Raw genomic sequence first — 15,166 nt, 5'->3', positions numbered from 1 at the left:
GGATGGTGCTCACACAGCTCCTCGCCTGGGCGGCCTCGCGTATCCGGTGGTCTCCGTCGGGGGTTGTCGGCTCCGCGGCGCGCGGGCTTGCGGTGGTGGGCTGCGTGGATGACCTGGAGGCGGGTTCACCTGATCGGGGGCCGGGGTTCGTTGTGTCCTGGGCGGGACAGGGACCCCCGGCCGCCTAGCGTTTCGGGCATGGGTCTTGGGCGGCGGAGCTTGGTGCGGGGGATTGCGGGGGCGGCGGCCGGGGTGGTGGTTGCCGGGTGTGGGGAATCGGGGGACTCAGGGGTGGGGCGGGGTGCTCCAGCGGTGAGTGCCGGGTCGGGGAAGGGGACGTCTTCGCCGGAGGCGCCTGCGTCGGGGGCGGCCAAGGCTGTGGCGCTGCCTGCGGAGGTGAGTCGGGCCGACTCGGGGCGGGCCGAGGTGGCGTTGACGTTCCATGGGCAGGGAGAGCCCGCTCAGGTAGAGCGTCTGCTGGGGGTGCTGGAGAAGGCCGGTGTGCGGGTGACCGTGCTGGCGGTGGGGACGTGGTTGGGGGAGTACCCCTCTATGGCGCGGCGCGTACTCTCCGGGGGCCACGAGCTGGGCAACCACACCGAGAACCATCTCGACATGTCGGGGATGGACGCGGCGGCGGCGTACGGCGAGATCGCCGCGTGTGCGGACCGGCTGCGGGCGTTGACCGGGTCTCAGGGGCGCTGGTTCCGGCCGTCGCAGACGCAGTACGCGACGGACGTGGTCAAGGAGCAGGCGGTGCGGGCGGGCTACCCGACCTGCCTGTCGTTCAGTCTCGACTCGCGGGACCACACCGAGCCGGGGCCGCCCGTCGTGGTCCGCAATGTGCTCGGCAAGGTCCGGGCGGGCGATGTCGTCAGTCTGCACTTCGGGCATGACGGGACGACGGTCGCGATGCCGCGGATCCTGGCCGGGCTGCAGGACAAGGGGCTGCGGCCGGTGACCGCCGGGGAGCTGTTCGGGCCGGCCGGCGGCTGACGGGCCCACTCGCGCGGCTGTCGACCTCGGCCGCGCAGCGGTTGTCTCCACCCGCGTGGCGGTCGTCCCTGCCCGCGCACAGGTCCTCCTCACCCGCGCAGCGGTCATCGCGCGCGGTCCCGGCCGGGTGGCCGTTCACTGGATGCAAGGGCGTGCGCACGCTCGGTCGATCTTTCGGCAGGGCGAAGCCGCCTTGCCGCCGAACGGGCCTCTTGGCAGGAGAATTGTTCGTTTGGATCTCTTGTGACCGAAGAATCTTTCGTTTTACGATGTCTTAACGAGAATCTATCGGCTTCCTTGCGAGGGGTTATGGCAACACGTACTCCCGTCCGCCCCGCGCACGTGGGCGCCACCGCGGACCATCCCGCGTGGCTGCGGCTCAAGGCCGCGGTCGCCGAACTGCGTCCCCTGCAGTCCGCGGACGGCTCGATCGACGGCAGCGTGCAGGACCTCGGGCGGGCCCGCGAGCTCGTCGCCGAGATCGCCGCGTCGGTCGGCGACATGGCCCGGGTGCTGCCGCACGACGCCGAGTACCTGGAGGCCGTGGTCCGCGACTTCGGCCGCTGGGTGGACGGCGGCTTCGCGGTCCCCGACTTCCTCGATGCGCTGCTCGCGTTCCGCCCCGAGCTGGCCCGCCGGGACGGTCTGGAGCACCTCGTCGTGTTCCCGATGTACACCCAGAACGGCAACACCTCGCGCAACTTCGAGGCCGTGCTGATCCGCGTGGTGTGGCCGGAATGGATCGCCGAGCTGGAGGCCGGCCGGTACGACAACCCGATGTTCGTGCCCATCGCGTTCTCCGACTTCACCGCCGGGTACGACACCGACTCGGCCGTGCTCTTCCCCGAGACCGTCGCGGTCCGCGAGGTGCCGCGCTTTACGTGGGGCGGCATCTTCTGCGACCGCGAGGCGGCCCGCTTCCGCATGGTCACCAAGGAAGCCGCCGACAGCCTCGGCCTGGATCTCCCCGCCGACCTCCGCGCCCTGCTGGAAAGCCAGGAGCGCACGCAGGACGCGTTCGTGCTGTGGGACCTGATCCACGACCGCACGCACAGCCGCGGGCACCTGCCCTTCGACCCGTTCATGATCAAGCAGCGCATGCCGTACTGGATGTACGCGCTCGAGGAGCTGCGCTGCGACCTGACCGCGTTCCGCGAGGCCGTCGACCTGGAGAAGCAGGGCATCGAGGCGGCCCGCCACGTGCAGTACGCGGTGCTGTGCGACCGGCTGTTCCGCTTCCCGGTCACCGGCGGCCGGGTGCGCAACTACGACGGGCTCGGCGGCCAGCTGCTGTTCGCCTTCCTGCACCGCGCAGGCGTCCTCGAATGGCACGACGGCAAACTCTCGGTCGACTGGGACCGCGTCGCGGACGCCGTGATCGCGCTCGGCGCCGAGGTCGACGAGCTGTACCGGCAGGGCGTGGACCGCTCGCGCGTCGCGCACTGGATGGCCGCGTACGCCCTGGTCACCTCGTTCGTCCCGGCCCACCCCGCATCCGTGTGGGCCAAGGGCCCGGACGCGCTGCCGCTGGACGGCCCGCCCAAGCACCTCGTGGACGCCGTGCTGCCCGACGAGTTCCCGCTCAGCATGTTCTACGAAGGCCTCAACCGCCGACTGTCCGGCGTCATCGCATCCACTCGGGGCATCGTGGGAGGTACCGGCCGATGAGCCCCGAAGGATTCCGCCTGCTCCCCGAAGGCTCCGTGATCGCCGTGGCCGGGGCCGGCGGCCCCGCCGGCCAGGCGGTGCTCGCCCGGCTGGCGGGCGCGGGCGCGGTCGTCGAGGCCGCGGACGCCGACCAGGCCCGGCTCGACGAGTCCGTCGCGCTCGCCCCGCAGGGCTTCGCCCGCGGCACGCGCCTCGACCTCACCGACCCGGCCGCCACGCGCGCCTGGGCCGACGAGATCGAGGACCGGCACGGCCGCGTCGACGGCGTCGTCCACCTCGTCGGCGGCTGGCGCGGCGGCAAGGTGTTCGCCGACAACACCGCCGAGGACTGGGCCTTCCTGCACAACCTGCTCATCCGCACGGTGCAGAACACCTCGCTGGCCTTCCACGACGCGCTCGCCCGCGCCCAGCACGGCCGGTTCGTGCTCATCTCGGCGACCGCCGCGGCCAAGCCGACTGCGGGCAACGCCGGGTACGCCGCCGCCAAATCGGCCGCCGAGGCCTGGACGCTGGCCATGGCCGACTCCTTCCGCAAGCTCCGCAAGGAAGCCGCGGAGAAGGCCGCCGCGTCCGGATCCGAGACCGCCGCATCGGACGGCCCCGCCGCCGCCATCCTGGTGGTCAAGGCGCTGGTGTGGCCGCAGCTGCGGACCGAGCGCCCGGAAGCCAAGTTCCCCGGCTACACCGACGTGGCCGACCTTGCCGAAGAGATCGCCGCCCTCTGGGACCGGCCGACCGACGACGTGAACGGACAGCGACTGTGCCTCACGCAGTGACCCCTGCGAACCCCCTGAACACCCCTGCCGGCCAGGCCACTTCGGCCCAGCGCCGGCACGACCCGCAGACGCGCGGGTTCGCCAGCGACAACTACGCCGGCATCCACCCGGAGATCCTCGCGGCCATCGCGCTCGCCAACGACGGCCACCAGGTCTCGTACGGCGAGGACGTCTACACCGCGCACCTCCAGGAGGTCTTCCAGGCGCACTTCGGCCCGCGCGCCCAGGTGTACCCGGTCTTCAACGGCACCGGTGCGAACGTCGTCGCGCTGCAATCGGTCACCCAGCGCTGGGAATCGGTCATCTGCGCCGAGACCGCGCACATCCACGTCGACGAATGCGGCGCCCCCGAGAAGGTCGGCGGCCTCAAGCTGCTCACCGTCCCGACCCCGGACGGGCGGCTCACCCCCGAGCTCATCGACACCCAGGCCTGGGGCTGGGGCGACCAGCACCGCGCCCAGCCGCGCGTCGTCTCGATCGCGGAGAGCACCGAACTGGGTACCGTCTACACGCCCGAGGAGATCGCCGACATCTGCCGGCACGCGCACGACCACGGCATGGTCGTGCACCTCGACGGCGCCCGGCTGGCCAACGCGGCCGCCACGCTCGGCGTACCGCTGCGCGCGCTCAGCACCGACGCGGGCGTCGACATCCTGTCGTACGGCGGCACCAAGAACGGCCTGATGTTCGGCGAGGCCGTGGTCGTGCTCAACCCGGACGTCGTGCGCGGCATGGACTACCTGCGCAAGCTGTCGATGCAGCTGACCTCGAAGATGCGCTTCCTTTCGGTGCAGTTCGAGGCGCTCCTCGCCGGCGACCTGTGGCTGCGCAACGCCTCGCACGCCAACGCGATGGCCACCCGCCTCGCCGAGGCCGTGCGCGGCATCCCCGGCCTGGAGATCACCCGGCCGGTACAGTCCAACGCGGTCTTCGCGGTCCTGCCCGCGGAGGCCACCGAGCGCCTGCAGAAGCGCTTCCGCTTCTACACCTGGAACGAGGGCACCGGCGAGGTCCGCTGGATGACCTCGTTCGACACCACCGAGGCGGACATCGACACGTTCGCCGCCGCGGTCCGCGAGGAACTCGCGCACCTGGCCTGACCGGCCGGGCACCCCGCGGGCGCCGTCAGGGCACGGCCGCCGGTCCGCATCCGCTGCGGGCCGGCGGCCGTCGGCGTCCTCCGGCCGGGCGATTGCCGGACTGCCGACGGACGATCGCCGGGGCATTGCCGGGCGGTCGCCGCGTCGGTCAGGCGGCCGGGCCGCCGCGTCGCCGCCGGGTCAGCCGGTCGGCGTGAGTTCCAGTCCGACCGTGCCGGTCCGCCCGCGGCGCAGGACGCTGGCCTGCACGGTCAGCCACCCGGTCACGCCGTACTTCTTCTTGATCAGTTTCCGCACCCGCTCGGTCGCGTCCGCGTCGTCCAGCACGCGCCCGGTGCCGGCCACGCCGGACCCCAGCGGGGCGCCCTTGAACGTGCACTCCGCCAGCTCGACCCGCGGGTCGCGGCGCAGCCGCCGCACCTTCGCGGACGTGGTGACGGTCCACACCACCAGGGAGTCGCCGTCCCGCGCGACCCACACCGGGGTGGGCACCGCGCTGCCGTCCTTGCGATAGGTCGTCACGAGCAGGTACTTCGCCGCGCCGAGCCGCGCCAGCGCGTGTTCGGTCTCCGCCGGGTCCAAAGCCATGGGCGAACCTTACGCCGTACGCTCGGTGCATGGACCCTTCCGTGATCTACAAACTGCTCACCGGTGAAGAGTGGGAATCTGCCGAAGCGGAAGGCGTGTTCGCCGGATCCGCGGCGGACCGCGCGGACGGGTACATCCACTTCTCGACCGCCGCGCAGGTCGCCGAGACCGCCCGCCGGCACTTCGCGGGCGTACCGGGCCTGACGCTGCTCGCCGTGGACGCCGGCGCGCTCGGCGACGACCTGCGCTGGGAACCCTCGCGCGGCGGCGACCTGTTCCCGCACCTGTACGCGGACCTGCCGACCTCCGCGGTCACCTGGGTCGCGGAGCTGCCCGATCCACAGGACCTCGAGGCGGACGGCAGTACGGACGGTGATGCGGACCGTGACGCGGACGGCGCCGAGGACCCCGGCGACGCGGTCGCCCGCGCGGTGACCGAGGCACTCGCCCGCATGTGACGCCTTGCGGCCGACGGCAGTGAAGTACGGGGGAGTGGGCCACGCTTCCCTGAGGCCTGGCCTTAGGCCAGTCGGGTGCAGCGGCGTCCCGGACCGTTTCGCGGGGCCGTGGGTGTGGCACGGCATGCGCATGAGTCCGACCTTGACCCGGCCTGCCCAGGTGTCCGCGTCCATGCCGACCGCGACGCGGCCGCGCCTGCGTCCGTGCCCGCTGCCGGGCGCAGTGCGGCCCGCCGCCACCGCCGTCCGCGGGGGGCGTTGAGCATGCCCAGGGACCTCGACCGGCTCATCGCCGACACCGTCGCGCACGTGGCGTCCCGCTGCCCGCGCCCGGCACCGCACCCGGCCGCCGACGCCGTCGCCATGGAGGCCCGGACCTGGGCCCGACGCACCGGCCTGTCCGCGGCCGCCGAGGGCGGAGCCGTGGACCGCACCCACCCGGTCGCCCCGGTCGCCGAGGCGATGCACGATGCACCGGTCGGCGCGCTGCGCATCACCGGGCTGTTCGCCACCTGGCTCGCGGTCCTCGAGGACCGCGGCGAGGCGGTCGGCTGGGACCCGGCGTACGCCGCCTCACTGGTCGGCATCCTGCGCGACGGCCACAGCACCGGCGCGGACGCACTCCACTTCGCGCTGACCGACCTGCGCGAGCGCATCACCGCGGCCGGCGGCGCCGCGCTGCTGCCGGACCTCGCCGACGCCCTCGCCCGGCACGCCGCGGCCGCGCACCGCGAACAGGATTGGCTGGCCGCGGAGGCGCCTCCGGCGCTCCCGGAGTTCCTGGACAACCGGGTCGACCGCACCGGCGTCCCGCTGTTCACCCTGCTGCACCGCCTCGACCCGGCCCTCGGCGCCCCCGGCGGCCCGCCCGCGGAGGGCGTCCCGCCGCTGACCGAACTGGCCGGCCTGCTGGTCGGCGTCGCCGAGGACCTCACCGGCTACCCGCGCGCGATGCAGACCGGCACGCGCCTGACCCTGGTGCCGGTCCTGATGCGCGAGTACGGCCACTCCGTCCCGACCGCCTTCCAGAGCGCCACCGTGCTCTACGGCGCCTGGCGCACCCAACTGGACCACGGCGTACGCGCGTTGCGCAGCCTGCCAGGCGTCTCCGCTGCGACGGTGCGCCAGGCCCAGTCCACCGAACTCTGGGCCGCAGCCCTGAACCGCCACGACATCACCCGCGGATTCGCCGTACACCCGCTGCCGGTCGGCTGACCCCCGCAGGGGCCGGAAGACCGACCACCCCAAGACCGACCCGAAGCCACCCGGCCCCCTGGGCGCGTCCCCGCCCTGCCGGGCGGGGACGCAAGGCAAGGGATAGGGCAGGAACGGACGGGGGTGGACGGACGAGTGCGGATCCCGCCGGGCACAGCCCGGTGGGGGCGGGGGGACCCGGGGCCAAGCAGGGGGGCGGAGTGGGGCAGGAGCCCGGCGGTCATGGACTCCGCTATGGGCCCACCAAACCCACATGCTGGGCCAGCCACGGCAAGTTCTGCTGCAAAGCCGGGCGCCAGACCTGCCAGGAGTGGCCGCCGGGGTATTCCTGGTAGATCACGTCCATGCCGGCCGCCTTGGCTGCGGCGAAGGCCTTCTGTTGCTGCGGGCCGTACTCGCCGTCGCCGGAGCCCACGGCGAATACGCCGGCGAGCTGCGGGAACTGCTGGGTCTGCATGATGTCGAGCGGGTTGACCTTCGTGAACGCCGCGGCATCGCCGCCGAATGCCTTGTCGACCGTCTCCTCCCGGGTGCCCAGCGTCGGCTCGTCCTGCCCCGAGATGTCGATGAACGCGTGGAACAGGTCCGGCTTGCGGACCGACAGCTGCAGCGAGCACGTGCCGCCGTGCGAGAGGCCCGCAATGGCCCAGCCGCGCGGTGCGGGCGCCACCTGGAGGTTCGCGCGGATCCAGTCCGGCACGTCCTTGGTCAGGTACGTCTCGGCGTTGCCGAGCTTGGAGTCCATGCACAGCGGGTTGGCGAACGTCGAGCCCAGGTCGTCGGGCATCACCACGATCGGGGCGAGGCCCCCGTGCGCGGCCGCGAAGTCATCCATCATGCCGACCACTTGGCCCGCGTCGATCCAGTCGCGCGGGGTGCCGGGCTGGCCGGCCAGCAGGATCAGCACCGGGAGTTCGGCGCGCGGCGTGGCCAGGTAGGCGGGCGGCAGGTAGACCCAGCCGTTCCGGGCCTTGAACTTGGAAGCGGTCCCGGGGATGGGGACCTCCGAGAGCGTTCCGTTCTTCGGCATGCTCGCGGGCGGCTGCCACACCTGGCTCAGCCAGCCGCCCTCCGGGGCCGCCACGGTCTGGCGGTGGCCGCCCCTGGCCTTGTCGAAGTCGTCCGAAGAGCCGATCCACGGCCCCAGCGCGGCCCGCAGCGTCGGGTACTGGTGGTAGTACGCGTTGATCTGACTCGCACTCATGGCCAGCACCAGCAGCGCCAGGACGACCGCCACCGCGCGCCGCGGCCAAGTGAGCGACTTCATCCGCGCCCCGGCCAGCGCGAAGGCGAAGACCGCCACCGCGATCCACTCGAGGATCCGGCGGGGAAGCGGATCGGGGAACGGCTTCCACCAGTCGTCGACGATCACCCCGATCAGCAGGGCCGCACCGATCGACAGCAGTGCCATGGCAGGCACCCACACGAGCCACCAGCGCCGGTCCAGGCGCGCCAGCAGCACCGCGAGCGCGAGCCAGCCGAGGACGAGGAGGACCACCTGCAAGGGGCCGTCGTACAGCTGCCAGTCCAAGGGGTTCACGCGCTTGCCACCACCGCTCGGCAGTGCCGCGGGCGGCGGTAGGCCGCGGCATCCGGGGGCAGGAAATCGCCCGAATTCGGGTTATTCGCGGTCGAATCACAGAGCAGGTCGCCATACTGCAACCCGAGCGAGGAGGCCGCGTGGACATCGTCACAGCGGACGGGCGCGTCACTCTGCTGTGGATGCTGGGCACGTTCGTCGCGACCTTCGGCATCACCCGCGGCATCGTCCTGCTCATCCGCTCCGGCCGCGGTCCGTTCCGCAACGTGGCGGTGGGCAGCGTGCACGTGCACCACCTGGTGCCGGGCATCTTTCTCATGCTCATCGCGTCCGCGCTGGAATTCACACTCGTCCCGGACGGCACCTGGCGGATCGTGCTCGCCTGCGTCTTCGCCGTCGGTGCGGCGCTCACCCTGGACGAGTTCGCCCTGTGGCTGCACCTGGACGACGTCTACTGGGCCGAGGAAGGCCGCAAGTCCGTGGACGCCGTCGTCTACGCGGCCGGCACCGGGCTGCTCCTGCTCGCCGCGTCCAACCCGTTCGCCGCCCAACAGGGCGAGAGCCGGATCTTCTGGGCCGCCTCGATCTGCCTCAACCTGTGCCTGGCGCTCGTCGCGGTCCTGAAAGGACGCTACTTCCTGGGCGTCGCGGGCGTGGTCATCCCGTTCCTGGCGCTGTTCGGCGTGCTGCGCCTCGGGCACGCCGGATCGCCGTGGTTCCGCTGGTTCTACAAGCCGGGCAGCGCCAAACGGGCGCGCGCCGAGCGCCGCGCCCGCGAACGCCGCCGGCGGCGCAGCGAACGCATGAAGAACGCCATCGCCGGCACGCCCGCGGCCGAGCGCCGCACCCCGCGCCGCACTCCGCCCGGGTCCGCGCCCGGACCCGGACCCGGCGCTTCCAGTGGCACCGGTGCCTCCGGCGGCCCGCACTAGCCGACCAGCTTGCGGCTCAGGCGCAGCATCTGCGCCGCGGAGGTGTGCGGGAGATAGGCCCGGCCGATCGCGTTCGCGATGGACGGCAGCGCGGCCGGGTCCGGATACGTCATGTACAGCGGCTGGTACTGCGGCTGGAACTTCGCCTTGAACGCGAGCAGTGAGCGGAAGCCGTACACCGGTTCGAGCGCACGGCCCGCCACGTCCAGTACGCCCTGCAGGCGCTCCGGCTGTTCCCCGCGGTCGATGCGCGCCAGCGGCGCGCCCGACAGGCTCAGGAACTGCGCGCCCTCCTCCTTGAAGCCCAGCGCCGCCGAGGCGATCAGGAACTCCATGATGCCCTTGAACTCGGTGTCGCCGCGGCGCATGAAGTCGAGCGTCCAGCCGATCGGTTCGCCGTCCAGATAGCTCGGCATCCAGCTGGTGATGCCGTGCACCCGGCCTTCCTCGTCGACCGCGACCAGGCAGCGCACCCGCGGGTCGTCGAGCTCGTCCAGGCCGCCGAGCGTGAAGCCCATCTCGGGCAGGCCCTTGTCGGCCACCCACTCCTCGGAGATCTCCCGGACCTGCTCCTGCACGGTCAGCGGCGCCTCCGGGAAGGCCCACCACTGCGCGGTCAGCCCGGCCTTGCCGGCCTTGTTGAGCGCGGTCCGGACGTCCTGCCACTTCTTGCCCTTGAACTCCAGATCGGGCAGCGGCACCACGGTGTCCTCGGCGACCTGCAGCGTCTTCCAGCCGAGCCGCTCGGCGGCCTCGCGGCCTTCCTCGGTGACGCTGTAGAAGCACGGCGTCCAGCCCTGCCGGTCGCAGAACGCGGCGAACCCGCCCACCGCGGCCGCGCGTTCGGACGACTCGCCGAAGGGGTCGCCGGTGGTCACCGCGACGTTGCCGATCACCCGGTAGGCCACCCCGGTCTTGCCGTCCTCGGACAGCCAGTAGGTGTTGCCGGGCCAGGTCGTCATGTACGACAGCGTCGAACCGCCGTACTGCGTCAGGATGTCGCGGGCCTTCGCCGCCGCCCCGCTCTTGCGGTGCTCGATGGCCCGCCACAGCATGAACCACAGGCCGCCCAGCGCGACCAGCCAGAACGCCGGCCCGGCCAGGACGAACAGCACCTTGGCGGTGCCGCCGACCGGGATGAATTCGGCGTCCGGCACTTCGAACAGCGCCAGGTAGATCGGCGGCACCAGGCGCTTGGGGAAGTCCGCGGCGACCTGGTCGAAGTCCGGCACCGGATCGAACTGGTCGCGCACCTGGTAGCCGAACTTGATGTAGATCGCGCCGACGATGACGAACGTGCCGGCCACCACCGCGAGCAGCTTCCACGCCGTCCACTTGGGCGTGCGCAGCGCGAAGTACTTGCGGGTGAGCAGCAGCATCACCAGCACCGCCACCGGGATGGCGATGACCGCGACCGAGTAGCGGATGATCAGGCCGCGGGTGGAGCCGTCGTCGGTCGGATCGTCGTGGATCACGTCCAGGACGTAGGTCATGTACCGGACCGTGACCACGACGATGCCGATCTCCAGCAGCACCGCCGACCACCACGCCATCCGGCGGCCCCGGCGCAGCCCGCTCGCCACGATGACCAGCAGGATCGACACGACGTACAGCAGCACCACGGACGGGCTGCCGGCCAGCAGGTGCTCCACCCGCGCCTCCAGGCACGGGCTCGCAGTGCGGCTCACCCCCTCGCAGGACTCCTGGATCGTGAACGCGTCCGGGCCCTCGCCGACGAACAGGTCGGCGTAGATCGCCAGCGGGCCGTACGGCTCGGTGATCCGCGCGATCGCCGGACCGAGCGCGGACGTCGCGACCAGCAGCGCGATCAGCACCCGGGTCTCGGAGTGGGACGGGGGAGTCTTGAGGCGGACCGCGCCGGTACGCCGGTACATCCACTCGCCGGCCACCAGGCCGGCCAGGCCGCCCATCAGGCGCATGATGTCCTGCGTGTTGCCGCTGTAGAGCGCGAACAGCAGCAGCGCGACGAGGATCAGCAGCCGCCAGCGCCGCCGCCACAGGGTGGACAGGAACGCGGTCAGCGCGAGCGCCACGCCCATCACGCCGGTGAGCGGCCCGACGGCCGGGACGTACTCGTAGAGGCCCTGCAGCCAGTCCTCGCGCAGCGCGGCGCCGATCGCCACCACCGCGGAGCCGAGCAGCGAGCCGGCGATCTGGCAGCCGATCAGCAGCACCGCGGTCTTGCGCCATCCGAAGTACCGCTCCGCGGGGACCATGATGGCCAGGATCAGGACGGTCGCGGTCACGAACGGCGCGAGGTGCTCCGCCCAGAGCCCGGAACTGAGGGGGGTCCACCAACGGCCTTGCACGAGCTGCGCGGGGCCGCCGCCGACCTTCTCCATCAACGAGGCACTCGGCCCGCCGCCCACCGACCCGGTGGCAATCGCCACCACCCAGAGCACGGCGAGCAGCACGAGCGTGAGCCGCGCCCGCTTCGCCAACGAGAAGAAGCGCAGGAAGCGCGCCCCGACTTGCCGCAACCGCCCCGGCGCAACGGGCGCCTCCGGCGGCGGCGGGACGGAGTGCTCGGCCTGTGACGCCTGCCCACCGGAAGAACCACCAGACGCGCGCGCCGACCCCTGCGATTTGCGCGGCGCAGTCGGAGGCGGCTGCTTCGCGGAGTGGTCCGGCGGCGTGCCATCGGGAGCGGCATGCGCGGCGGGCGGGGGCTGTGCCGCGGACCGCTTCGGCGTAGCGCCTTGGCCCTCGGCGTCGCTCGAGTGCGCGGCCTGTTCCGCGGCCGGGGCATCGGCCGGCCGCGGCGCCGCGGACTGCTCCCGCGACGCACCCGGCGCTTGCCCGCCTGCCTTTGCGGCGTCGCCGTCCTGCGCTCCCTCGTCCGTGGCCACCAGCGTCCGCCTCCCTGCGCCCACGCCGCGATAGGAACCGACTATTGGGGCAAATCGACTCTAGGAGGGGCGTGATGCTCCGGCACGCCGAGGCGCAGGCGCAATCGCCCGACAGGGTGACGCGCAATCAGGGGGAACGCCCCCGACGCCACGCGGCGGCAGGGGTGCCGTCGCAGTCGGCACGCCGGTCGCCCTGGGCTCTTGCGGAGTCGGGGCGCCGAGGCTGTGGAAGGACGGGCGTGGGCGTCGCGCTCGTGGCACCGGGCGGCAGTGGGTGTGGCAGCGGACCGGCCGTCTCCGCCGGGCGGGTGGAGGGCGGCGGGTGCCCTGCGGTGGGCACGCGTCGCAGTCGGCACGCCGAGGCGCAGGCGCAATCGCCCGACAGGGTGACGCGCAATCAGCGCGGGAACGCGCCCGACGCCTCGCGGCGGCAGGGGTGCGGTGCCGACGGCCCGTCGCAGTCGGCACGCCGGCCCCCTGGGCTCTTGCGGAGTCTGGGCACCGGGCGGCAGCGCAGCGGCGAACGGACTGTCTCCGCCGGGCGGGTGGAAGGCGGCGGGTGCTCTGCGGTGGGCACGCGTCGCGGTCGGTGTGCCGGTTGCCCTGGGCTCGTGCCCGAGCCCACGCGCAGGTCAGCGGGTGCCCGACGGCAGCGGAGCGGCGTGCTGCGGCGGACCGGCTATCCCCTCTGGCCCGTGCTCACGTTGCCGGAGGGACCCCGTACGCGGCCAGGAAGACGTCCACGCCGGATTCGACCTGGTGGGCCAGTACCTCGGCGGGTACTGCCAGGTCGGGGCGGAAGGTGCGCTGCAGTTGCGGGACGCCCACGGTCAGGGCGGTCAGTTGGCGGGCGGCCACGTCCAGGTCGTCCATGCGGAGGCGGCCTTGCTCGACCAGGTCGGCGAACGCGGCGACGACCTCGGTGTTGAACCAGGCCGGGCCCAGCCGCAGCCACAGGTCGCCCAGTTGCGGGAAGCGGTCCACCTCGCCGATCACCAGGCGGCGCAGGCGCATGACCTCGTCGTCGGTGACCGCCTCGGCCATCGCGCGGCCCAGCTTCAGGAAGCCCTCGCGCAGGTCGGTGCACTCGCGCAGTTCGGCGACCGGGCCGGTCAGGTGCGAGAAAGCGGTCGGCAGCGTGCCGGCGACGACCGCGAGGAACAGGCGCTCCTTGTTGCCGAAATGGTTGTAGATGGTCGGCTTCGAGACGCCCGCGCGGGCCGCGATCGCGTCGACCGAGGCCGCCGAGTAGCCCTCCTCGGCGAACACCGCGAGCGCGGCCGCGATGATCGCGTCGCGCTTGCGCTGCGAGTTGCCGGCCGGTACGGCCAGGTCGGCGAGCACGGGAAAGCCGAACTCGTCGACGGCCTCGTGCCCGGGGCCGCCGACCGGGTGCGCGGGACGGCGCGCTGCGGGGGACATGCCCCCCACTATAAACTGAACGGTGTGGTTTACGTAGCCGCCCCGCGCGGCCGTGCCGCGGCCGGGGTCAGACCTGGGTGACGGTCATGTCCCCGTTGGCGTGCGCGGTGATGCTGCACGACTGGTCGAGACCGAGCACCTGCATGAACTTGCCCATCGCCAGGTACTTGCCCAGGACGAGCGTCAGGTCCACGATCTGGGCCGGCTCGAAGTGCTTGCCGAGGCGCTCCAGCAGATCGTCGTCGATCCCCGCGGAGTGCACCGCGAAGCGCTCCGCGTACTCCAGGGCGACCTTCTCCGTGTCGGAGAACAGCGGGCTGCCGGCGAAGTCGGGGACCGCAGCGTAGTCCTCCTCGCTGACGCCCCAGGCCTCGTTGCGCCAGTTGCGGCACACCGCGCACTCGTTGATGTACGCGATGCGCATGCGGACGAGCTCGTGCAGCCGGCGGTCGAGGGGGCTCGCCGCGACGGCCTCCTCGTACTTCATGGCCACCTCGGCGAAGTGCGGGGCGAGCTGCAGCGCCGCCATCACTTCCATTCCCTCGTCTTCCGGGATTTCGATCCTTGCCATGCCCGTCTCCTCAAGGTTGCGCAAACCTGCCCGGAAGGTAGGTGACGGGACGTCAGATTTCAAGCACGCGGGGGCGCCCCAGGCGGACCTGGGACGCCCCGGGACAGTTGTCCGTCGTGCGCCTGGCGGACCGGCTACACCGTGCGCGGTGGTGGCAGCCGGTCCAGGAACACTTCGAAGGATGTGGGTTCGACCTTCGTCACCCCGTCGAACGGGAAGTCCATTTCCCTGATCACCAGCAGCGACACCACCACCAGGCCGGTGAGCATCAGGACCATCAGCGTGTGCGTGAACGTGTTGGACAGGCCGAACAGGAACGTGAAGCCCACGGTCAGCACCGCACCCGCGATCAGCGCGAACCACAGCAGCGAGGGCACGTCCTCGTCCACCTGGCTCAGCCGCTCGCGGCGTGCGGACGCCATGTTCTCCAGGTGGCTCACCGCGCGCTCGGCGAGCATCTCCTCGCGCGGGCCGCCGGGCTGGTAGCCCATGACCCCGGCGCGCAGCTTGTAGACCAGCTGGGTGGCCTCCGGGCTGCTGTGCTGCTCGGCCATCAGCGGCCATTCCTTGTGCATGACCGTTTTTGCATATTCGAGCGTCTGCTTCTCCAACTCGGCGCCCAGCGGCAGCGGAAGCTCCCGGGACACCCAGTACAGGCCGGCCAGCTCGTCGGCTTCCTTGAAGGTGGTCTCGCGCGCCGAGGCGTGGTTCTCCCACACCGCGATCACCACGAAGGCCAGCAGCACCGCGTACAGCACGCCGACCGCGGCGAAGATGAACCCCGCGACGTCGTTGTGCTGTTCGCGCAGCGGATGGGGGACGAAGCGTTGCACCACGTAGATGCAGCCGGTGACACCCAGCAGTGTCCCGACGAGGATGAGGATTCCGGACCAGCTCATGTGACGGCCCCTCTTGTGCGTGTTCTAAATAGGGGTCGGACGAGATGTCGTGCCAGGGGTGGGGGGGGCGGGGGGGGGGGCCCCCCCCCCCCCCCGGGGGGGGCCCGCCCCGCGGCGGGGGGGGGCGGGCC

Annotated in this window: 13 protein-coding genes; 7 read left to right on the top strand and 6 right to left on the bottom strand. The window is 72.2% G+C overall.

The annotated features are described in order from the left end of the window. Positions 1-396 precede the first annotated feature (396 nt). The 4 genes from LZ495_RS27490 (at position 397) to LZ495_RS27475 (ending at position 4,540) form a co-directional block, all read left to right on the top strand. Entirely contained in the window at positions 397-996 is a 600-nt protein-coding gene (locus tag LZ495_RS27490) for a polysaccharide deacetylase family protein (protein ID WP_308268651.1), read from the top strand. A 309-nt stretch (positions 997-1,305) separates the two neighbouring features. Then, positions 1,306-2,664 (top strand): DUF6421 family protein, encoded by a 1,359-nt coding sequence (locus tag LZ495_RS27485; protein ID WP_235055600.1) that lies wholly within the window; start codon positions 1,306-1,308, stop codon positions 2,662-2,664. Continuing rightward, the gene (locus tag LZ495_RS27480) at positions 2,661-3,440 is read left to right on the top strand and encodes an SDR family NAD(P)-dependent oxidoreductase (protein WP_235055599.1); all 780 of its coding nucleotides are present in this window, start codon (positions 2,661-2,663) and stop codon (positions 3,438-3,440) included. Before LZ495_RS27485 ends, LZ495_RS27480 begins: the two co-directional genes overlap by 4 nt. Then, entirely contained in the window at positions 3,437-4,540 is a 1,104-nt protein-coding gene (locus LZ495_RS27475) for a threonine aldolase family protein (protein ID WP_235055598.1), read from the top strand. The genes LZ495_RS27480 and LZ495_RS27475 overlap by 4 nt, the downstream gene beginning before the upstream one ends. A gap of 180 nt (positions 4,541-4,720) precedes the next feature. Here LZ495_RS27475 and LZ495_RS27470 read toward each other — a convergent pair whose 3' ends face one another. Next, on the bottom strand, positions 4,721-5,128 hold the full coding sequence (locus tag LZ495_RS27470; RefSeq protein ID WP_235055597.1) for a PPOX class F420-dependent oxidoreductase: 408 nt from the start codon (positions 5,126-5,128) through the stop codon (positions 4,721-4,723). A 29-nt stretch (positions 5,129-5,157) separates the two neighbouring features. Here LZ495_RS27470 and LZ495_RS27465 point away from each other — a divergent pair, with 29 nt between their 5' ends. Together LZ495_RS27465 and LZ495_RS27460 are read left to right on the top strand one after the other, a co-directional pair. Then, complete coding sequence (locus LZ495_RS27465) at positions 5,158-5,586, top strand: DUF952 domain-containing protein (RefSeq protein WP_235055596.1); 429 nt, start codon at positions 5,158-5,160, stop codon at positions 5,584-5,586. A gap of 264 nt (positions 5,587-5,850) precedes the next feature. Next, positions 5,851-6,801, top strand: coding sequence for a terpene synthase family protein (locus LZ495_RS27460; protein ID WP_235055595.1), 951 nt, complete (start codon positions 5,851-5,853; stop codon positions 6,799-6,801). A 232-nt stretch (positions 6,802-7,033) separates the two neighbouring features. On the opposite strand, the gene LZ495_RS27455 is transcribed toward LZ495_RS27460, so the two are convergent. Beyond that, positions 7,034-8,341, bottom strand: a complete 1,308-nt coding sequence (locus LZ495_RS27455; RefSeq protein WP_235055594.1) for an alpha/beta hydrolase — start codon at positions 8,339-8,341, stop codon at positions 7,034-7,036. Between the two features lie 140 nt (positions 8,342-8,481). On the opposite strand from LZ495_RS27455, the gene LZ495_RS27450 reads away from it, so the two are divergent. After that, a complete protein-coding gene (locus LZ495_RS27450) occupies positions 8,482-9,273 on the top strand; it encodes a hypothetical protein (protein WP_235055593.1) in 792 nt (263 codons plus the stop codon). Here the strand turns inward: LZ495_RS27450 and LZ495_RS27445 are convergent. From LZ495_RS27445 to LZ495_RS27430, 4 genes are all read right to left on the bottom strand, one after another. Beyond that, positions 9,270-11,774 (bottom strand): bifunctional lysylphosphatidylglycerol flippase/synthetase MprF, encoded by a 2,505-nt coding sequence (locus tag LZ495_RS27445; RefSeq protein ID WP_235055592.1) that lies wholly within the window; start codon positions 11,772-11,774, stop codon positions 9,270-9,272. The genes LZ495_RS27450 and LZ495_RS27445 overlap by 4 nt on opposite strands. 1,068 nt (positions 11,775-12,842) lie before the next feature. Next, on the bottom strand, positions 12,843-13,565 hold the full coding sequence (locus LZ495_RS27440) for a TetR/AcrR family transcriptional regulator (RefSeq protein ID WP_235055591.1): 723 nt from the start codon (positions 13,563-13,565) through the stop codon (positions 12,843-12,845). A 67-nt stretch (positions 13,566-13,632) separates the two neighbouring features. Continuing rightward, positions 13,633-14,136, bottom strand: coding sequence for a carboxymuconolactone decarboxylase family protein (locus tag LZ495_RS27435; protein WP_235055590.1), 504 nt, complete (start codon positions 14,134-14,136; stop codon positions 13,633-13,635). A gap of 134 nt (positions 14,137-14,270) precedes the next feature. Then, the gene (locus LZ495_RS27430; protein WP_235055589.1) at positions 14,271-15,035 is read right to left on the bottom strand and encodes a bestrophin-like domain; all 765 of its coding nucleotides are present in this window, start codon (positions 15,033-15,035) and stop codon (positions 14,271-14,273) included. Positions 15,036-15,166 lie beyond the last annotated feature (131 nt).

This window comes from Yinghuangia soli (assembly GCF_021502675.1).
Taxonomy (GTDB): Bacteria; Actinomycetota; Actinomycetes; order Streptomycetales; family Streptomycetaceae; genus Yinghuangia; species Yinghuangia soli.
This window is presented reverse-complemented; position numbering and strand designations above follow the sequence as displayed.